Here is a 20,000-nt window from a genome sequence, read left to right on the forward strand (position 1 = left end):
GCGAATGTCAGAGTTCGCCATTTCTGAAACTTCCAGAAGAGGTGCGCGTGATGAAAACTGCCAAAGCCATGCTGTCACTCGTGTTTTCGAAGATTCTAAAAATGTTTGGTCCGCGCAAGGTGGCGTATATCTACACGCAGTGACTGCAATGCCAGGGCAGGCTTTGCCGGATGGCCCGCATGCACGCGCATCGTCGGCGACGGCGATGCGCGCTGCCGCAGGTTACCGATGTGCTGCAAGTACAGTGTGCGGATGTGCGGCAGACGTTATGCCGTCTTGCCGGGACTTGGAGCCAGGCGCGGATGCGGATCATGCGGTTGCGAAGTGTTCACGCGTGCATATCCGATGAGCCCGATGCGATGACAACCGACAGGACGCCGATGTGGGCATGCCCTCCAAGCAGCGCGAATATCCCAATCGCTTTTTCGACTCGACAGTCTGGAACGACTTCGCCTTTCGCGACGACGATGTCGTCATCGCCAGCTATGCCAAGGCAGGGACGACCTGGGTGCAGCAGATCGTCGCGCAACTGATCTTCGGCGGCGCCGAGGAGATCGAGGTCTCGCGGCTGTCGCCCTGGTTCGACTCGGTGTATCCGGACAAGGCCACCAAGCAGCGGCTGCTCGCCGAGCAACGCCATCGCCGCTTCGTGAAAACCCATCTGCCCGCCGATGCGCTGGTGCTATCCGAACGCGCCCGCTATCTCTACGTCGGCCGCGATGCGCGCGACATCGTCTGGAGCCTGTACGACCATCAGCGAGCAGTCAGCGCGGATGCACAGGCGCGTCTGGATGCGGAGCCCTCCAGCAACGGTAAATTGAAGGTCATGCCGCCGCCCACGTGCTCGGTGGAGGACTATTTCCAGAACTGGATGCGCGCCGATGGTGCGCCGCTGTGGCCGTTCTGGGAGGGCGTGCGTTCCTGGTGGGCGCTGCGCGATTACGACAACGTGCTGCTGGTGCATTACGCCGCGTTGCTGCATGACCTGCCTGCGCAAGTGCGGCGCATTGCCGCATTCCTGGATATCCCGCTGGATGCCCAGTGCTGCGAGCGCGTGCTGGCGCACTGCAGTCTGGACTACATGCGCGCGCACGCGGCGCGCTACGTTCCACAGGGCGCCGGTTTCTGGCGCGACGGCGGCCGAGCCTTCTTCAATCAAGGTCTCAATGGGCGGTGGCGTGACCGACTGGCACCGGCAGTCGATGCGGCCTATCGCCAGCGTGTTGTCGCCGAGCTTGGCACCGAGTGCGCGCATTGGCTCGCCACCGGCGATGTTGCGTCGGCGGCGCATGCGACGACCGGGATGGTTGCTTAGGGTGGCCAGCGACTCTTTCGCGGAGAGGGGCATGGATGCATCGTCGGCGCACGCCTACGATCAGGTGTCGCAATACTACGATCGCCTGAGGGACCACTGGGCCGCTGCCAGTGCAGCGCAGTGTGCGCAGGCATTGGCGGCACTGGTCGGCAGTGGCACGGCGCTGGAGTTGGGGATCGGCACCGGCCGTATCGCGCTGCCGCTGGCGGCTGGCGGCGCGGCGGTCTGCGGCATCGACAACTCGCCTGGCATGTTGGACATGCTGCGTGCCAAGCCCGGTGCAGAGCGACTGACCCTGGTCTGCGCCGATTTTGTCGATGTCCCGGTCGCCGGGCCGTTCGACCTGATCTATTCGGTGTATTCGCTCGGCTATCTGTTGACGCAGGACGACCAATTGCGTTGCCTGCGCGCGGTGCGCGAGCGCCTGGCAACGTCCGGCGTGTTCGTCCTGCAGACGATGGTGCCGCAGGCGGAGACCTTGCTGGCGGACGGCAAAGTGAGGTCGTTGGAGGCGCCGGCCCTGGACGAGGGCGAGGTGCCGGTGATGCTGATGTGCTCCAGCGCCGATCCGGCCCGGCAGCTGATCCAGCAGCGCATCGTGATGATCGGTGAGTCGGCGACCCGCGTCTTCAACGATCGCTATCGCTACCTCTGGCCTTCCGAGTTGGATCTGATGGCACGGATCGCCGGCTTGCGCTTGCGGGCCAGATGGGGCGATTGGAGCGGGCAGCCCTACACTGCGCGCAGCCGTAGCCAGATCTCCGTGTATGAGCCTGCTGCGATGGATACGGACGAGGCGAGCGCACGCGGCTGACAGTGCCATCGGCGAAGATCGGTCAATAGCGGCTGCAGCAAATGTCGGCGTGTCGTGGCCCTGGCCGCCGCGCGGTCTGTCACGTTCGGCCGACCACAGCGCAGGCGACAACGCGTAGTGCAACGCGTGCGCAGATTCAGCTTCGACGTCGTGCCGATCATGGCCTTGAAGCACAACGGGCGCCTTGCGGCGCCCGTTGATCGACACTGTCGAGGATGGGCGAACATGCGCCCACGTCTCAGTAGCGGTAATGATCCGGCTTGAACGGGCCTTCCACCGGCACGCCGAGGTAATCGGCCTGGTCCTTGGTGAGGGTGGTCAGCTTCACGCCGATCTTTTCCAGGTGCAGACGCGCAACTTCTTCATCCAGGTGCTTGGGCAGGATGTAGACCTTCTTCTCGTAGGTGTCGCGCTTTTCCCACAGGTCGATCTGAGCCAGGGTCTGGTTGGCGAACGAGTTGGACATCACGAAGCTCGGGTGGCCGGTGGCGCAGCCCAGGTTCACTAGGCGGCCATCGGCCAGCAGGAAGATCGCGTTGCCATTGGGGAACACGTACTTGTCCACCTGCGGCTTGATGTTGATCTTCTGCACGTCCTTCAGCGCCTTGAGCGCATCGACCTGGATCTCGTTGTCGAAGTGGCCGATGTTGCAGACGATGGCCTGGTCCTTCATCGCCTGCAGGTGCTCGACGGTGATGATGTCCTTGTTGCCGGTGGTGGTGACATAGATGTCGGCACGGCCCAGGGTAGATTCGATGGTGTTGACTTCGAAGCCTTCCATCGACGCCTGCAATGCGCAGATCGGGTCGATTTCGGTGACGATCACGCGGGCGCCATAGGCGCGCAGCGAGGCGGCGCTGCCCTTGCCGACATCGCCGTAGCCGCAGACCACGGCAACCTTGCCGGCCAGCATCACGTCCATCGCGCGCTTGAGGCCATCGGCCAGCGACTCGCGGCAGCCGTAGAGGTTGTCGAACTTGCTCTTGGTGACCGAGTCGTTGACGTTGATGGCCGGGATCAGCAGCTTGCCGGCTTCGGCAATCTGATACAGGCGGTGCACGCCGGTGGTGGTCTCTTCGGAGACGCCCTTCCAGTCCTTGACCACGCGGCCCCAGTAGCCCGGGCGCTCGACGGCCACGCGCTTGAGCAACGCCTTGATGACGCCCTCTTCGTGCGAGGAGGCCGGCTCGTCCACCCAGGTGCTGCCGTTCTCGAGCTCATAGCCCTTGTGGATCAGCAGGGTGACGTCGCCGCCGTCGTCCACCACCAGCTCCGGGCCGGTAAGGGTGCCGTCGGGCAGGGTGAAGGTCAGCGCGTCCAGGGTGCAGTCCCAGTACTCTTCCAGCGTCTCGCCCTTCCAGGCGAACACGGGGGTGCCGGTCGCGGCGATCGCAGCGGCGGCGTGGTCCTGGGTGGAGAAGATGTTGCACGAGGCCCAGCGCACATCGGCGCCGATGTCCTTGAGCGTTTCGATCAGCACGGCGGTCTGGATGGTCATGTGCAGCGAGCCGGTGATGCGGACGTTCTTCAGCGGCTTGGTCTGCGCATGCTTGCGGCGGATCGACATCAGGCCCGGCATTTCGTGCTCGGCGATGTCCAGCTCCTTGCGGCCCCAATCGGCCAGGGAGATGTCGGCAATCTTGTAGTCGGTATGCGGGGTGATCTTTGTGACAGCGTTCATGCAATGGCTCCGGTAGGCAAACGAATGTCTGCAATGCCGGGCGCCGTTGAACGGTAACTGCTGGTCGAGCCTGGCCGTGTACCTGCACCTGTGGTGCAGTGAGCGGATCAGTCCGCTCTACCGGTCGCAGCGCCCCTCGACGAGAGTGCCCGATTATATCGGCAGCACCCTCGCGCGGCATGAATTGCGGCCGACCCCCTACCAACGGCAGGGGAGCGGCCGACAGGCGGCTGCTATGGTCCGGAGTCGATCATCAGCGGGGACGGACGATGCGGGCGAAACGGCATGCGCAAGGCTGGCGGCAGCACACATGGGCGTTGGCAGGGGTGCTGGCATTGAGCGCACCGGTGATGGCCGGGACGGCTCGCGCGGCAGCGACCAACGCGGCAGTCGCTCCACCAGGCCCCGCGCCAGGCAGCAGTTACCAACTGCCGTCCAAGGCGCTGCAGGCGGTGGTGGATGCCCCGCGTGCGCCGCTGCTGCAGCTCTCGCCCAGGCGCGATCTGGCTGCGATGCTGCAAATGCCCGCACTGCCGGACATCGCCGAGGTGGCCCAGCCGGAGCTGAAGCTGGCCGGCCTGCGCATCCATCCGAAGACCTTTGCGGCCAGCCGCTTTTCGTTCGCCAGCAAGCTGTGGCTGCTGTCGGTGGCCGACGGCAGCGAGCGGCAGATCGCCGGGTTGCCCTCCCCGTTGTCGCTGGCCGATCTGAGCTGGTCGCCCGACCAACGCCATCTGGCGTTCCGCCGCGAAGATGCCGCCAGCGGCGCCAACGAACTGTGGCTGGTGGACGTGGCGGCCGGGCAAGCGCGGCGGCTGCTGGCCGGCTTGAACACCAGCGTCAACGACGACTTGCGTTGGTTGCCCGATGGCAGTGGTTTGCTGTTGCAGCAACAGGTTGCACGACAGGGCGCACCGCCGACCCGCGATGCGATCCCGACCGGGCCGGCGACCCAGCAGACCAGTGCGGCTGCCGGGGTGCGCTCGCTGCCCACGTATCAGGACCTGCTGCGCAACGAAGCCGATGCGCGCGTGTTCGAGTACTACGCCACCGGCCAGCCGATCATCGTCACGGTGGCCGGGCAGGTGCGCCCGATCGCCACGCCAGGCATCTATCTCAACCTGTCGGTGTCGCCGGATGGCCGTTACATCCTGAGCGAACGCAGCGAGCGGCCGTTTTCGTATCTGGTGCCGGTGGACAACTTCCCGCGCCGCATCCAGGTGCTGGACCTGCAGGGCAAACTGGTGCGTCAGATCGCGCAGCTGCCATTGGTGGAAGGCCTGCCGACCGGAAACGATGCGGTGCCGACCGGCGTGCGCGACATCGCCTGGCGGCACGATGCACCGGCCACGCTGGTGTGGGCCGAAGCGCAGGACGGTGGCGACCCGGCACGCGAGAGCAAGGTCCGCGACGCGGTGCGGATGCAGGCCGCGCCGTTCAACCGCGCGCCGGTCACGCTGGCGCAATTGGGCAGCCGATTCGAAGGCATCCAGTGGGGCCGCGGCGATCTGGCGATCTTGAGCGAAAGCTGGTGGAAGACCCGCCGCACCAAGCAATGGCGTATCGCACCGGATCAACCGCAACGCGCGCCCGAACTGTTGTGGGACCGCTCCTCGCAGGACCGCTACAAGGACCCGGGCACGCCGGCGACGGTGGCCGACGGCAAGGGCCGCCCGCTGCTGCAGACCAGCAGCGATGGCAACAGCCTGTTCCTGTTCGGCAAAGGTGCTTCGCCGGAGGGCGACCGCCCGTTCGTCGATCGATTCGATCTGCGCAGCAAGCAGGCCACGCGGCTGTTCCATTCGCAGGCGCCGACCTATTCGGCGCCGCTGGCCTTGCTGGACGCGCAGGCCACGCAACTGCTGCTCAGCCGCGAATCGCCGGAAGAACCGGCCAACTATGTCGTGCAGTCGCTGGGCGATGGCACCGCGGCGCGCGCGTTGACGCACTTCGCGCACCCGCTGCCGCAATTGCGCGGCGTGCAGAAGGAGCAGATCCGCTACAAGCGTGCCGACGGCGTGGACCTCACCGCCACGCTCTTGCTGCCGCCCGGTTACGACCCCAAGCGCGACGGGCCACGGCCGTTGCTGATGTGGGCCTACCCGGGCGAATTCAAAAGCGCCGACACCGCCAGCCAGGTCACCGATTCGCCGTACCGTTTCAACGCGATCAGCTACTGGGGGCCGCAGGCGTTTCTGGCGATCGGCTATGTGGTGCTCAACAACCCGAGCATGCCGATCGTGGGCGAAGGCAATGCCGAACCCAACGACACCTATGTGCCGCAGCTGATCGCCGATGCGCAGGCCGCGGTGGACGAAGTGGTGCGGCGTGGCGTCACCGACCGCGAGCACATCGCCATCGGCGGGCATTCCTACGGTGCCTTCATGACCGCCAACCTGCTCGCACACACGCGCTTGTTCAAGGCCGGCATCGCACGCAGCGGCGCCTACAACCGCACGCTCACCCCGTTCGGTTTCCAGGCCGAAGAGCGCAATTACTGGCAGGCGCAATCGGTGTACCAGGCGATGTCGCCATTCAATTACGCCGACAAGATCAAGGACCCGCTGCTGCTGATCCACGGCCAGGACGACAACAACACCGGCACCTTCCCGATCCAGAGCGAGCGCATGTTCGCCGCGATCAAGGGCCTGGGTGGCACTGCGCGGCTGGTGATGCTGCCCAACGAATCGCATGCTTACCGCGCGCGGCAATCGATCATGCAGATGCTGGCCGAGAGCGAGCAGTGGTTGAAGACCAATGTCGGCGAGCCGGTAAAGGAGACCGGCGCTCTGCGCACGCGTTGATCGGTGGCGCGCTGGCACGGTAGGAGCGCGCTCGCGCGCGATGCGCCGTTACCGATGAAGCTTCGTCGCGCCCGGATGCGCTCCTACAGCGGATGAGGATGTGGCCGATGTGGTGCCGGCAACGGCTGCCGAGCCGTATAGATGGGTGCCGCGATCACCTGTAGGAGCGGGCCTGCCCGCGATGGGGCATTACCGGTAACGCCCCATCGCGCGCGAGCGCGCCACGACGAGATTCATCGCCACGTGCGCCAGCACACGATGGTTGGTGTTGAAACCGTCGTGCCGGTCGCGATCATCTAATCCTTTTGGGTTAGTCTTCGACGACTTTGCGCTTGAAGAGGGTGTGCGTTTCCGATGAACGAGTACCGCAGCAGTCTTGTGTTCGCTACCCCCGATCTTCCCTTGCGCGACGATGTGCGTCGGCTGGGTGCACTGGTGGGTGATCTGCTCGCCGAGCAGGTGTCTGCGGAATTTCTCGATGAAATCGAACGCGTGCGCACCACCGCCATCTCGCGGCGCGAAAGCGATGCCCCACCTTCCACGCTGAGCGAACAACTCACCGGTCGGCAGCCGCGTGACGCCGAAGCGTTGGTCCGGGCGTTCAGCACCTATTTCCAGGTGGTCAACATCGCCGAGCGCGTGCACCGCATCCGCCGCCGCCGCGAATACCAGCGCAGCGGCACCGATACGCCGCAGCCCGATGGCCTGCATGACGCATTGCGCCGCCTCAAGGCGCAGGGCGTGACCCTGGACGAACTCAGCCAATGGTTGCCGCGCATCGATGTGGAGCCGGTGTTCACCGCGCATCCCACCGAGGCGGTGCGGCGCGCGCTGCTGGAAAAAGAACAGCTGATGGTCGCCAGCCTGGTCGACAACCTGGACGGCATGCGCACGCCCAACGAACGCGCCAGCGACGCCGCGCGCTTCCGCATGGCCCTGACCGCGTCGTGGCAGACCGCCGATTCCTCGCCGGTGCGCCCCACCGTGGACGACGAGCGCGAGCACGTGGGCTTCTACCTCACCCAGGTGCTCTATCGCGTCATCCCGGTGATGTACGAAACGCTCGAACACGCCATCGAAGAAACCTACGGCAGCGTGCCGGCATTGCCGCGTTTGCTGCGCTTCGGCACCTGGGTGGGCGGCGACATGGACGGCAATCCCAATGTGGATGCCAAGACCATCGCCGGGACGCTGGACGCGCAGCGGCGCGCGGTGCTGGACCGCTATCAGAAAGAACTCTGGCAGTTGGCCAGCCTGCTCAGTCAATCGACCACGCTGGTGCAGGTGAGCGCCGAACTCACCGCACAGCTGGAGCGCTACCGCGCGCTGCTCCCCGATGCTGCCGCGCGTTCGCGCCCGCGCCATGGCGACATGCCGTACCGCCTGCTCAACGACCTGATGCGCGCGCGCCTGCAGGCCACACTGGACGATGCCGAGGGCGCTTACAGCGCGCCTTCGGAGCTCGAGCACGACCTGCAATTGATCCTGGACAGCCTGCAGGCCAACAAGGGCCTGCATGCCGGGTGGTTCGCGGTGCGGCGTCTGCTGTGGCGCGTGCGCAGCTTCGGTTTCCATCTGGCGCGGCTGGACGTGCGCCAGGAATCGAGCGTGCATGCGCGCGCGGTGGCCGATGCCTTGGGCCAGACCGATTGGGATGCGCAGGACGCCACCCAGCGCGCTGCGGTGCTCGGCCCGTATGCCGCAGGGCAGGAACCTTTGCCGCGCGTGGACGATGAAGGCAATGCACGGTTGGATGCGGTATTCGCCGCGCTTGCCGATGCGCGCACCCGCCATGGCGCCGATGCATTGGGCAGCTACATCATCTCGATGGCGCATAACCGCGCCGACGTGTTGACCGTGCTGGCACTGGCCCGGCGTGGTGGCTTGGTCGACGATGCCGGCGCGGTGCCGCTGGATATCGTGCCGCTGTTCGAAACCGTGGACGATCTGCGCGGCGGCACCGGCACCGTGCAGGACCTGCTGGCCGACCCGGTGTATCGCCAGCATCTGGCCGCGCGCGGCGATACGCAGATGGTGATGCTGGGCTATTCGGACAGCGGCAAGGACGGCGGCATCGCCGCCTCGCGCTGGGGCCTGCAACGTGCGCAGGTCGAGTTGCTGGAAGCGGCCGCCGAATTGGGCGTGCGGCTGACCTTCTTCCACGGCCGTGGCGGCTCGATCGCGCGCGGCGGCGGCAAGACCAGCCGCGCGCTGGATGCCGCACCGCGCGGCAGCGTGGATGGCCGCCTGCGCGTCACCGAGCAGGGCGAGGTGATCCACCGCAAGTACGGCATCCGCGCTCTGGCGTTGCGCTCGCTGGAGCAGATGACCGGCGCGGTGCTGCTCTCGAGCCTGCGCCCGCGTGCGCCCGAGCCGCGCGAGCCGCATTGGCGCCCGGTGATGGACCTGGTGGCCGAACGCAGCACGGTTGCGTATCGCGCCTTCGTCGGCGCGCCGGAGTTCATGCAGTACTTCCGCCTGGCCACGCCGATCGATGTGATCGAGCGCATGACGCTGGGCTCGCGTCCGTCGCGGCGGCTGGGCCAGGACGCGGCCTTGTCCAACCTGCGTGCGATTCCCTGGGTGTTTGCGTGGAGCCAGGCGCGTGCGGTGATTCCCGGCTGGTACGGCGTGGGCAGCGGCCTGCAGGCGGCGGTGGATGCCGGGCATGAAGACACCTTGCGCGAAATGGCGCAGGACTGGCCGTTCTTCCGCACCTTTCTGGACGACATCGCCATGGTGTTGTCCAAGGGCGACCTGAATATCGCCGAGTTGTTCTCGCGCTTGTCCGGCGACCTGCACACGCGGTTTTTCCCGCTGATTCGCGACGAACTTGCCTTGACCAAGGCCTGGGTGAAGGCGCTGCTGCAACAACAGTCGCTGTTGCAGCACGACCCTCGGCTGGCGTTGTCGATCCGTCTGCGCAATCCCTATATCGACCCGATCAGCGTGCTGCAGGTGGATCTGCTGCAACGCTGGCGCGCCACCGATGGCGAAGACGAAGCGCTGCTGCGTGCGCTGGTGGCCTGCGTCAATGGCGTCTCGCAGGGCGTGCAGAACACCGGCTGATTGCATGGCCGGCTGCAGGGGCGGGTAGGGAACAGGCCACCGCAAACCAACGGCAGTCATGCCGTTGGTCGGAGAGCGCGCACAAACGGCAAGCGGACTCTGGCGCAACCGGACAAATCTGTCCGATAATGCCGGCATGATGACGTCCCGCCCCGATGCCGCGCTGCGCCGCCGGCAGATTCTCGATGCCGCCGACGAGGTGTTCAGCGAACACGGCGTCAATGCCCCGCTGGAGCTGGTGGTGGAGCGCGCCGGTCTGGGGCGCGCCACGCTGTATCGCAATTTCCCCGACCGGCTGGCACTGATGACTGCATTGATGGCGCGTGGCCTGGATGGGCTGGAGCGCCTTGCCGCCGACCTTGCCGACCGTCCGGATGGCCTGGCGGTGCTGCTGCACGATGTCGCCGAGCACATCGCCCAGTCTTCGCCGCTGGTGGATTTCTGGCGCTCGATCGAACGCGCGCATCCGGCGGTGGAGGCGGCAGATCGGCGGGCGGTCGGCATCTTCCTGCCGTTCGTCCATCGCGCCCGCGACGCCGGGCTGTGCCGCGCCGATGTCGACGAGGAACAGGTGCTGTTGGTGATCGACATGCTGGGCAGCTGTCTGCGCGGTAACGATGAGGCCGAACGCAAACGGCTTGCGCATCGCTCGGCCGATCTGTTGATGCATGCGCTGGGCATGCGGGTACCCGAAGGCGGCACGCGATGACACCGGCCACACGCGCCCGCATCGGTCGCTGGGCCCTGCGCACTGCGCTGGTGCTGGCCGCCGGATGGGGCGCCCTGGCGATCTACTACGCACTGACCGGCAACGCCCTCGTACGCGCCGGGTGGGTGGCCTCGTGGTGTGCGATGGCGGTGGCAGCGTTGTGGGGGGTACGTCGTGGCCGCGAGAACTGGGCCCTGGTGGGCATCTTCAGCGCCGCGTTCGTGGTGCTGGCGGTGTCGTGGTGGCTGATGCAGCCCAGCCAGGACCGCGACTGGGCCGACGATGTCGCCCAGCGTCTGCAGCCGCAGGTGCACGGCGACATCGTCACCCTGCACAACGTGCGCAACTTCGATTGGCGCAGCGAGACCGACTATGTGCCGCGTTGGGAGACGCGCCAATACGATCTGAACCGCCTGGTCAGCGCAGATCTTGCGCTCTCGTACTGGATGGGCCCGGCGATCGCGCACACGCTGGTGTCGTTCGGCTTCGACGATGGTTCGCACGTGGTGTTCTCGCTGGAAATCCGCAAGGAACGTGGCGAAGCGTTTTCCGCGTTGGGCGGATTCTTTCGCAGTTTCGAAGAAACCCTGGTCGCCGCCGACGAACGCGACATTCTGCGCGTGCGCACCAACGTGCGTGGCGAAGACATGTACCTGTATCGCCTGGCGATTCCCAAGGCCGGGCTGCGCCGCATGTTCATGGGATATGTGGAACTGGCCAACGAACTCGATCGCAAGCCGGCGTTCTACAACACGCTCACCAGCAACTGCACCACCATTGTGTTCGCGCTGGTGCGGCAACTGCAGCCCGCACTGCCGCTGGATCATCGCCTGCTGCTGTCCGGCTATGTCGACCAATACGCCTACGACCATCACGGCCTGATGCCTGGTTATCCCTTCGCCACCTTGAAGCAGCGCGGGCATTTCACCGCGCGTGCGATCGCCGCCGACAAGGCCGCGGATTTTTCTGCGCGCATCCGTGCCGGCATGCCGCTGGCGCCGGCGCCAGGCGCAACCGCGACCACGCCGCGATGAGGCCGCGCATGCACCGAGCGCGTGCCGCTGCATTCCTGGCGGGAGTGCTGGCAACTATGTGGTTGAGCGGCTGCGCCATGGTGACGGTGCAGTCGCGCAACAGCGGCGACTACATCGCGCAAACGCGTGGCGATGTGCTGAGCACCGGTGAATTGAGTCAGTCCGGCAGCGAAACCTTGCAGGTTGCCGGCCTGCAACCCAAGGCCTGCCGCGCTGCGCCGCTGCCGTGCCTGCAGCAGCTCACCAGTGAGGCCGGTATCGGCGATGAGCGGCGCTTGGCCACGCAGGCAGAACTGTGGACCGCGCGTGCCATCGCGCTGAGCGGGCGCAACCCCACCACGATGAGCGATGCCGCGGTGGAGGCCTGGTTGGAGGCCGCGCGGCATGCGTATGCGTACCTGTTCTTCACCGCGCGTGCGCCCAGTGCGCGGGCGTTCGAGAATCGTCAGTCGCAGGTGCGCGATTACTACAATTACGCCGTGCAGCAGGTGGTGGAGCGCCTGTTCGCACGATCGCAGCAAGCCGGCGAAACCACTCCGGCATCCACCACGGTCGGGCGCTGGCAGCTCGACGTCGATCTGTCCGCCTACCGGCTGCCGGGCGACGGCAATACGCCACGTGCGATCTTCGCCGCCTCGGCGCTGCGCTTCAATGGCCTGCGCAGCACCTACCGGCGCGATGGATTCGGCGCCGAGCTGGTCGCGGAAGTGGACCCGCAAGTGGTTGGCGACCCCGCCGGGCTGGCATTGCAGCAGGCCGTCGCGGCGGGTGCGGCGCCCGATCGCCCGTTACCGACGTTCAGCGAAATGCCGTACGCGCCTGCAACGATCTTGCTGCGTTTCGAGGGCGAGACGCTTGCTGAGGTGTTGCGCAGCCACCTGGTCACCTTGGTGCCGTACGACCCGTATCGCCAGAACGAAGTGGTGCTGCATGGCCAACGCGTGCCGCTGGCAGGCAACTTCACTGCCGCGTATGGATTGTGGCTGGCCAAATCCGGATTTGCGGAGCAGTCGCTGCGGTCGATGCTGGGCAGCGCACGCGGTATCGATCGTCCGCACCTGTATCTGATGCAGCCCTACGATCCCAACCGACGCGTGCTGCTGATGCTGCACGGTCTGGCCAGCAGCCCGGAGGCCTGGGTCAACGTGGCCAATGAAGTGATGGGTGATGAAACGCTGCGCCAGCGCTACCAGATCTGGCAGGTGTATTACCCGACCAACGCGCCGATGGCGATCAACCGTGCGGAAATCCAGTCGCTGGTGGAACGCAGCCTGCAGCACTTCGATCCGTCCGGCAGTGCGATCGCGTCGCACGACATGGTGTTGGTCGGGCACAGCATGGGCGGGGTGATCGGGCGGCTGCTGGTGTCGTCCTCTGGCGAGCAATTGTGGGATTCCCTGCTGCAGAACTACCGGCTGGACGGCGAACGCGGCGCGCGCATCCGCGCCAAATTGTGGCCGTTGCTGCACTTTTCGCCGATGCCGCAAGTGGACCGCGCCATCTTCATCGCCGCGCCGCATCGCGGTACGCCGTTGGCCGAGGGCGGGCTGGGGCGGTTTGTGAGCAAGCTGGTCCGTTTGCCGGGCGCGTTGCTGGATCGCTTCGGCGATGTGATGCAGGACCTGGCCAACAGCGAACGCGACGATCCGGGCGGCGCTCCCCGCCGCAAGGGCCGCGCGTTGGTGCCCACCAGCATCGACAACCTGCGCGACACCGATCCGTTCGTGCGTGCCACGATGGATCTGCCGATCTCTCCAAACGTGCAGTACCACACCATCATCGGGCGCGAGAAACCGCAGGTGCCGCTGGCCGATTCCGACGACGGCCTGGTGCCGTATCGCAGCGCGCATCTGGACGGCGCGGCCTCGGAGCTGGTGGTGACCTCCTGGCACAGCGTGCAGGAAACGCCGCAGGCCATTCTGGAAATTCGTCGCATCCTGCATGTGCAGTTGCAGGCAGAGCAGCAGGCCTCGCACGCGCCGGATCGCTAGCCTGCCGGTGGGGCGGCTGCCGTTTCGCGTGCTCCACTGGCGGCACCGGCATGCAGCGTGAAAGCTGCCGGTCTTAGCGCCATGTTGACCGCGACCGTGCTATCAGGCGGGTCTCGTACAGGCTCGAACAGGGAAGAGGCGATGCGCAAGCTGTCGGCGATGTTGTGGGTACCGGTGTTGTTGGTCGGATGCGGGCGTGGCGAAGCTCCAAAGGATGCAACCACTGCTGCCAGTGCCACGGGCGCTGCGCCGATGCAGCCTGCAGGCACCTCCAACGCTGCAGCGGCCGTCGACCAGGCCGCACCGGAATTTCCGGCCATCCCCACCATCGTGGTGCCGGAGATCGTCGGCGTCACTCCCGCGCAACGTGCACTGGAAGCATCGCTGCAGGACATTCTCGACCCGATCGAAGGCGTCAGCGTCGCCCCGGCACGCTGCGGCGATGGCGGTACCCTGATCACCGATGCCGGCATCACCAGCGTCGACGCCAACGGCAACCTGTTGCGCAATGGCGAGGGCGGTCTGTTCGATCTCAAGGCCGACGGCAGTGGCACCGCCAACTTCGAGGGCGGGCTGGTCAACGTCAATGCCGACGGCAGCGGTACCATCAATGCGATCGGCGAAGGCGGGTCCGGTGGGGCGCTCATCGATGTGCAGTCCGATGGTGGCGGCACCTACAACGGCCCGGCCGGCTTGATCAGTCTGGACGGCAAGGGCGCCGGAACCTGGAACAGCGAAAAGAGCGGGCTTGTCGACAATCGTGGCGATGGCAGCGGCACCTGGAACGGGCCACGCGGGCTGGTCACCATCAACGCCGATGGCTCGGGCACCTGGAACGGTCCCGATGGCCTGGTGCAGAACCACGGCGACGGCACCGGCACGGTCGGTACACCGCCGCGCGAAGTGCGCATGCCGCCACTACCGAAAGTGCCGCCAGCAGGCCGCTTCCCGCCGCTGCAAAAGTTCGCACCGTCCGGCGCACCCTGCGGTTACCTGATCACCTTGAACGACCGCATCCTGTTCGACTTCGATAAGTCCGACATCCGCCCCGACGCGGCGCGCGTGCTCGACACCCTGGGCGCCGCACTGACCAAGGTCACGGCAAAAGACATGCAGGTGCGCGGGCACACCGATGCCAAGGGCAGCGACGATTACAACCAGGCGCTGTCCGAGCGACGCGCCAATGCCGTGCTGGCGGCCTTGCGCGCCCGTGGTGCCGCGCAGTCGGCCAATGCGCAGGGCTATGGCGAATCGCAGCCGGTGGCGCCCAATACTCTCAACGGCCAGGACAATCCGGGCGGGCGGCAGCTCAATCGACGGGTGGAGATCTTCCTGCGTACCTGACGCAGCGTGACGGGCGGGGGGAGCGCTTGACCGCGCGCTGGTGCGGACTGCCTCGCATGCCACCGCAATGCGCGTCGATCGCAGGCTGGCGGGCGGCCGAAGGCAGTCGGCAACACCTGCCGTTGGCGCGTGCGCAACCGTCAGATGATTGAGGTGTGTGTCTGCGCCACCACCTGGCCCCGTGCATCCAGGGTCCATGCATCGCCTCGCCGGCGCGCATGCCCTGCTGTCGGTGGATGCATGCGCCAGGCAGGCAGCGCACAGCGTCGACAATGTTTGCCTCCATACGGCAATGACTGTGCCGACTTGCGCATGCGTTGCGCGCATTTGTCATGTTCGCAACCACGGTCACCAAACTGACATACCGCATCACCACCATGCGCGGCGCCTGCTTGCAGGTGTGATGCAGTTCCGCCTGCGCGGGCTGCCTCGCTTCCCCACATTCGCGGCGGCGCAGCCTTGGCGCGCTGCTGCATTCATCGGATTGGATCATGATCGTTCGTTGCTCGCTGTTGCGTCCTTCGCGGTTGTCGCAGGCGCTGTGTTTGTCGTTGTGCGCCCTGTGCGCCCTGTGCGGCCATGCCGCGGCCCAGGAGACGCAGGCCACCACGCCCGCACAGGGCGACATGGCCACGCTGGACAAGGTCACTGTCGCTGCCACGCGCTATAACGCGACCGACATGCAGATGGCCGCCACCAATACCGTCAACGTGTTGTCGGCCGACGATCTCAAGACCACTGCCGTGCACAACGTCGCCGAAGCGCTGGGCCTGATGCCGGGCGTCAACGTGATCAATACCGGGCAATCGTATTTCGGCGGCATCGACGGGGCCGCGCGCGGCGAAGGCATGTTTTCATCGGTGCGCGGCCTCAATGCCGAATACAACGTCAACCTGATCAACGGCATCAACGTCGCGCAAGGCATGCCGTACAGCCGCGGCGTGCAATTGAGCCTGCTGCCGCCGTCGGGCCTGCAGACCATCGTGTTGAACAAGACCTCCACCGCCGACATGGACGGCGATGCGATCGGCGGCACCATCGATTACCGCACGCCCAGCGCATTCGATTCGCCCGATCGCCAGGGCGGCAGCGTGACCTTGAGTGGACGCCTGGAAAGCCGTGCACGCGACTACGGCGATTCCGGGCTGGGCAGCGGCGCAGCCGGCGACTGGCATGCGCGTTTCGGCGGTGCCGGGCAGTTCGGTGTATCGGTCAGTGCGTATTACGACGAGCGCCATTTCGTGAACAGCGAAGTGGCCTCTGCCTCGGCTGCACGCAACGATGGCGCATGGAAATTTGCACGTGCCGACGCCAGCGGCAATCTGGCCGCAGGCGCCGACCCGCAAGAGGTCCTGCAGAGCACCGGCATCAATATCGGCTACTCGCAGGGGCAGACCCGACGCTACGGCGGCAACGCGGCCTTCGACTGGCGTGTGGATCCCAGTTTGCATCTGTATGCACGCATGACCTACGCCTTTGCCAAGACCGAGCAGAACACCGGCTACACGCAGTTCGTGCCGGCCAATGTCAGCTTCACGCAAATCGGCAGCAGCGGCGTGTATCAGCCGCAGATCAACCGCGTTGCAGTGCGTTACTGGTACGAAACCAACCCGGAAGAGGCCGACCTTGCCACCGTGCAGTTCGGCGCAGAAAAGCAGCTCGGCCATTGGACGTTCGCGCCCAACATCTTCTACGGCACCGGCAATAACGACCGGCCGGATCACGTGGAAATCTCCGCGCGCAACGACCAGTACAGTTCGACCAACTTTGCCTATGGCGCCAACCGTTTCATCAGCTACGACGGCGACGGTTTCCCGGTTCCCTTGCTCACCCCGGCCATGCAGGCGCAGGCCTCGGACGTGGGTAGCCTGTATGCACGGCGCACCGGGCAGATTTCCAAGCAATACAGCGGCCAGGACAAGGGCGGCGGCAAGTTCGACGTGGCCTATGACTTCGATGCGGGGCTGCTCAGCCGCATTGCCTTTGGCGTGAAGTATGTCGACAGCTCGCGCAGCTTCACCGATCGCGATTGGACCAATGCCAAGTACACCGACGGCACCTTGTTGCGCGATACCGGCCTGATCGCGCAGCGCTATGATGCGGTCTATCCAGGCCAATACGCGTTTCCCACCGTGCGCCTGAGCAATGCAGCGCTCAACGACCTGATCGCACGCACGCTCACCCCTGCCAGTTTCGACAGTTGCGGCCAGTTGGCCATCAACAATCTCAACTGCAACACCATGCGCGCAACCGAAGCGGTGAGCGCTGCCTATGCAATGGCCACCTTGCGCACCGGCAACTGGGAAATCCTGCCGGGCGTGCGCTTCGAACATACCGCCATCACCAACACGTTCTGGGCGCAGCCGGCCGCCATCAACGGTGCCGAGCAGGTCGGCGCATTCGCCAACAACCAAACGCGCTACAACGTCGCCTTGCCCAGCGTGTTCGTCAATTACCGGCCCGATGGCGATGGCGCGGTGTATCGCGGCTCGGTGTGGACCAGCTACACGCGCCCGGCCTTCGTGCAGCTGGGCGGCGGCCGCTCCACCGACATCTCCAGCGATGGCCAGACCACCATCACCGAAGGCAACCCGGATCTGAAACCGATCAAGTCGCTCAACGTAGACCTGTCGGGCGAATGGCAGAACGACAGCGGCGGCCACGCCATGCTGGCCGGCTATTACAAGCGCCTCACCGATTACATCTATGAAAGCGGTTCGAATGCCGCCAATGCCGGCGAAAGCGAAAGCGGCAATATCCGCTTCGTGCGTCCTCAAAACGGTGGCGACGGTCGCGTGCTGGGCATGGAAGCGGCCGTGCGGCAAACCTTCCAGGGCCTGCCCGCTCCGCTGGACGGCTTCGGCATCGGTGCCAACATCACCCGCCAGACCACGCGCGTGGACCTGGGAGAAGAAGGCTTCGCACACGAACGTATCCAGAACGCGCCGAACCTGCTCGCCAATGCGGAGCTGTTCTACGAAAAGGGGCCGTGGTCGGTCAACCTGAGCTATCACTACTCCGGCGAATACGTGTCGGTGTACGACTATCTCAACCAGGGCGCAAATTGGGACAACCTGTGGATCAAGCCGATCACCCGCGTGGACCTGCATCTGGGCTATGCACCGAACGATCACCTGCGCGTGGATCTGTCGGTGGCCAACCTCACCAAACAGCACAGCTACTGGGCGCACGTTGGCCATGACACCGATGCGATTTCCGACATCGTCGATTCCGGTATGACCAGCCTGTTGACCGCCAAGTATGTGTTCTGATCGCGCACGATTCGCATCCGACGACCTTCCAGGTGCGCAGCAGGATGCAGATGTCATGACGGACGCGATGCATAGCGCAGGCCGTGCACGCGCCTGCGGTGGAACGGAGCAGTGGGCATTGCAACGCGCGCCGTCGGCCAGCGGTGGGGAGCCGCGATGGGCCGCCCGCGTTGTCGCGAGCGCAGGTGCCGCGATGGGGATCGCGGCACCTGCGCGGCAGGCCAGGCGCAGGCAGTGCGTCGGCATTGCACCGAGGTCTGGCACGCCCCGTAGCACGCCAGTGGCAACCGGCAGCGTGCTGTGCCTGGTACTGACGGCTGCGCTGGCGTTGGGCGGCTGCACCACGTCGATCCCGAGCGTGTCCACCGCGCGCGGCTCCACAGCGCACGGTGGCGATCAAGCGACAGGCACCGCCGGCAAACAGGTGGGCACCGGAGCGCCGCCATCGACGCAGGCCGCGCAACTGGAGCGCGTGGTGGTGGTGTTCCGGCATGGCGTGCGCGCACCGCTGCAAGGCGAGGCCGCCGCCGCGCACTATGCCGACCAACCCTGGCCGCAATGGTCCACGCCCGCCAGCCTGCTCACTCCGCATGGTCGCCAAGGCGTGCGCTTGAGTGGCGAGTACCTGCGTCAGTGGCTGGTGCAGCAGGCGTTGTTGCCGAGCAACGGTTGCCCGGTAACCGGCAGTGTGTCGGTGTGGGCCAATACCGATCAACGCACCATCGATAGCGGCGCACTGCTGGCCGACGCGCTTGCACCCGGCTGCGGCATTCTTGCCGGGCATCGGGAGGCTGGCAGCAACGATCCGCTGTTTCGACCGATCGAGGCCGGCACGGTGCCGTTCGATGCGGCGGCAGCGGTCGCATCGATCCAGCAACAGACCGGAGGCCCTGCCGCCTTGCTGCAAGGCCATGCTGCCGAGCTGCAGGCATTGCAGCAGATTCTGGGCTGCACGCGGACGCCGTGCGAGTTCGCGCAGATGCCTTCGACGCTGGCGCCGTCGGCCAACGGGCGCGGGCTCAAGTTAGGTGGGCCAATTGACCTGACCTCCGGCACCGGCGAGGTGTTGCTGCTGCAATACGCAGAAGGCCTGCCGCTGTCGCAGGTCGGTTGGGGCCGTGCGACGCCCGAGCGCCTGGCCCAGGTCTCACGCCTGCATGCATTGCTGTTCGATATTTACGCACGGCCGCACTACATGGCCTCGCGTTCTGGCGCACCGCTGGCGCGCGAGGTCTTGCAACGCTTCGGTGACGCGCAGGCGCCGAAGGTCTCGGTGTTCGTCGGCAGTGACACGCATATCGCCGCGTTGAGCAGTTTGCTGGGCGTGCACTTTCATCTGCCCGGCTACGGCGCCGACGATCCACCGCCGGGCGGCGCGTTGCTGCTCGGCCTTTGGCGCGAGAGCGACGGCCGCCAGCTCGTGCGCGCCCGTTACCTGGCGCAATCGCTGGATCAACTGCGCACGCTGGTACCGCTGGATCTGGCCCATCCGCCGCTGCAGCAGGAACTATCGCTGGGCTTGTGCGCTCCGGAGCAACGCATGGCCTGCCCATTGGCGGATTTTGCGATGGCGCTCGAACAGCAGTTACAGCTCGATCGGTAGCAACAGGTTCGCGACCGCTGTTCTGCGGTGGTCCACATGGCATGTGGCTTCGCCCCGTACCCTCACCCCAACCCCTCTCCCGCGGGGAGAGGGGCTTGAGCGGCGGCGGCGTCGTTGTCCCTTCTCCCGCAAGGCGGGAGAAGGTGCCCCGTAGGGGCGGATGAGGGTGCGTGCGCAGCCCGTGCTATCCGGTAGGTGAGTGGCTTCGCCCCCTACCCTCACCCCAATCTCTCTCACGCGGGGAAAGAGACTCTATTTCGTCACGCCCGTACGCGTGCGGGACCGCCGTTAGCCGAAGCCTTCGCAACCTGCCACTTCCTGGCGTGGGCAACCCACCGACGACCCCAAAACCGCAACTGGGCCG

Annotated in this window: 11 protein-coding genes, 1 pseudogene and 1 riboswitch; of the genes and pseudogenes, 10 read left to right on the top strand and 2 right to left on the bottom strand. The window is 65.9% G+C overall.

Going from position 1 to position 20,000, the window contains the following annotated elements:
- The first annotated feature begins 382 nt into the window (after nucleotides 1-382).
- Together ACDH77_RS03925 and ACDH77_RS03930 are read left to right on the top strand one after the other, a co-directional pair.
- A complete protein-coding gene (locus tag ACDH77_RS03925) occupies nucleotides 383-1,315 on the top strand; it encodes a sulfotransferase domain-containing protein (RefSeq protein ID WP_029818694.1) in 933 nt (310 codons plus the stop codon).
- Between the two features lie 31 nt (nucleotides 1,316-1,346).
- Nucleotides 1,347-2,129: a class I SAM-dependent methyltransferase gene (locus ACDH77_RS03930; RefSeq protein WP_031421133.1), complete on the top strand. Its 783-nt coding sequence runs from the start codon at nucleotides 1,347-1,349 to the stop codon at nucleotides 2,127-2,129.
- A 238-nt stretch (nucleotides 2,130-2,367) separates the two neighbouring features.
- On the opposite strand, the gene ahcY is transcribed toward ACDH77_RS03930, so the two are convergent.
- A complete protein-coding gene (gene ahcY / locus ACDH77_RS03935) occupies nucleotides 2,368-3,810 on the bottom strand; it encodes an adenosylhomocysteinase (protein ID WP_031421135.1) in 1,443 nt (480 codons plus the stop codon).
- A gap of 31 nt (nucleotides 3,811-3,841) precedes the next feature.
- A riboswitch (S-adenosyl-L-homocysteine riboswitch) is annotated at nucleotides 3,842-3,954 on the bottom strand.
- Nucleotides 3,955-4,079: 125 nt separating this feature from the next.
- Here ahcY and ACDH77_RS03940 point away from each other — a divergent pair.
- From ACDH77_RS03940 to ACDH77_RS03965, 6 genes are all read left to right on the top strand, one after another.
- A complete protein-coding gene (locus tag ACDH77_RS03940; RefSeq protein WP_051876353.1) occupies nucleotides 4,080-6,614 on the top strand; it encodes a prolyl oligopeptidase family serine peptidase in 2,535 nt (844 codons plus the stop codon).
- 354 nt (nucleotides 6,615-6,968) lie between these two features.
- Nucleotides 6,969-9,683: a phosphoenolpyruvate carboxylase gene (ppc, locus tag ACDH77_RS03945; protein ID WP_338338771.1), complete on the top strand. Its 2,715-nt coding sequence runs from the start codon at nucleotides 6,969-6,971 to the stop codon at nucleotides 9,681-9,683.
- Nucleotides 9,684-9,819: 136 nt separating this feature from the next.
- The gene (locus ACDH77_RS03950) at nucleotides 9,820-10,392 is read left to right on the top strand and encodes a TetR/AcrR family transcriptional regulator (RefSeq protein ID WP_008573539.1); all 573 of its coding nucleotides are present in this window, start codon (nucleotides 9,820-9,822) and stop codon (nucleotides 10,390-10,392) included.
- Nucleotides 10,389-11,426, top strand: coding sequence for a DUF4105 domain-containing protein (locus ACDH77_RS03955; RefSeq protein WP_031421139.1), 1,038 nt, complete (start codon nucleotides 10,389-10,391; stop codon nucleotides 11,424-11,426). Before ACDH77_RS03950 ends, ACDH77_RS03955 begins: the two co-directional genes overlap by 4 nt.
- On the top strand, nucleotides 11,423-13,417 hold the full coding sequence (locus ACDH77_RS03960; RefSeq protein ID WP_209261696.1) for an alpha/beta hydrolase: 1,995 nt from the start codon (nucleotides 11,423-11,425) through the stop codon (nucleotides 13,415-13,417). Before ACDH77_RS03955 ends, ACDH77_RS03960 begins: the two co-directional genes overlap by 4 nt.
- 81 nt (nucleotides 13,418-13,498) lie before the next feature.
- On the top strand, nucleotides 13,499-14,761 hold the full coding sequence (locus ACDH77_RS03965; protein WP_031421143.1) for an OmpA family protein: 1,263 nt from the start codon (nucleotides 13,499-13,501) through the stop codon (nucleotides 14,759-14,761).
- A 140-nt stretch (nucleotides 14,762-14,901) separates the two neighbouring features.
- Here ACDH77_RS03965 and ACDH77_RS03970 read toward each other — a convergent pair.
- Nucleotides 14,902-15,254: pseudogene (locus ACDH77_RS03970) on the bottom strand (hypothetical protein).
- Between ACDH77_RS03970 and ACDH77_RS03975 the strand changes: the two are divergent.
- Together ACDH77_RS03975 and ACDH77_RS03980 are read left to right on the top strand one after the other, a co-directional pair.
- The gene (locus tag ACDH77_RS03975) at nucleotides 15,253-18,033 is read left to right on the top strand and encodes a TonB-dependent receptor (protein WP_372353743.1); all 2,781 of its coding nucleotides are present in this window, start codon (nucleotides 15,253-15,255) and stop codon (nucleotides 18,031-18,033) included. The pseudogene ACDH77_RS03970 and the gene ACDH77_RS03975 sit on opposite strands and share 2 nt — an antisense overlap.
- The gene (locus ACDH77_RS03980; RefSeq protein ID WP_031421147.1) at nucleotides 18,023-19,636 is read left to right on the top strand and encodes a histidine-type phosphatase; all 1,614 of its coding nucleotides are present in this window, start codon (nucleotides 18,023-18,025) and stop codon (nucleotides 19,634-19,636) included. The genes ACDH77_RS03975 and ACDH77_RS03980 overlap by 11 nt, the downstream gene beginning before the upstream one ends.
- The last annotated feature ends 364 nt before the right edge of the window (nucleotides 19,637-20,000 follow it).

Origin of the sequence: Xanthomonas axonopodis pv. maculifoliigardeniae (assembly GCF_041519315.1) — a bacterium.
Taxonomy (GTDB): Bacteria; Pseudomonadota; Gammaproteobacteria; order Xanthomonadales; family Xanthomonadaceae; genus Xanthomonas; species Xanthomonas euvesicatoria.

What these genes read in the sequence shown, in the direction of transcription:
- ACDH77_RS03930 (WP_031421133.1), top strand. Translation starts at nt 1,347, where the DNA reads ATGGATGCATCGTCGGCGCACGCCTACGATCAGGTGTCGCAATACTAC.
- ahcY (WP_031421135.1), bottom strand. Translation starts at nt 3,810, where the DNA reads ATGAACGCTGTCACAAAGATCACCCCGCATACCGACTACAAGATTGCC.
- ACDH77_RS03940 (WP_051876353.1), top strand. Translation starts at nt 4,080, where the DNA reads ATGCGGGCGAAACGGCATGCGCAAGGCTGGCGGCAGCACACATGGGCG.
- ppc (WP_338338771.1), top strand. Translation starts at nt 6,969, where the DNA reads ATGAACGAGTACCGCAGCAGTCTTGTGTTCGCTACCCCCGATCTTCCC.
- ACDH77_RS03950 (WP_008573539.1), top strand. Translation starts at nt 9,820, where the DNA reads ATGATGACGTCCCGCCCCGATGCCGCGCTGCGCCGCCGGCAGATTCTC.
- ACDH77_RS03955 (WP_031421139.1), top strand. Translation starts at nt 10,389, where the DNA reads ATGACACCGGCCACACGCGCCCGCATCGGTCGCTGGGCCCTGCGCACT.
- ACDH77_RS03960 (WP_209261696.1), top strand. Translation starts at nt 11,423, where the DNA reads ATGAGGCCGCGCATGCACCGAGCGCGTGCCGCTGCATTCCTGGCGGGA.
- ACDH77_RS03965 (WP_031421143.1), top strand. Translation starts at nt 13,499, where the DNA reads ATGTTGACCGCGACCGTGCTATCAGGCGGGTCTCGTACAGGCTCGAAC.
- ACDH77_RS03975 (WP_372353743.1), top strand. Translation starts at nt 15,253, where the DNA reads ATGATCGTTCGTTGCTCGCTGTTGCGTCCTTCGCGGTTGTCGCAGGCG.
- ACDH77_RS03980 (WP_031421147.1), top strand. Translation starts at nt 18,023, where the DNA reads ATGTGTTCTGATCGCGCACGATTCGCATCCGACGACCTTCCAGGTGCG.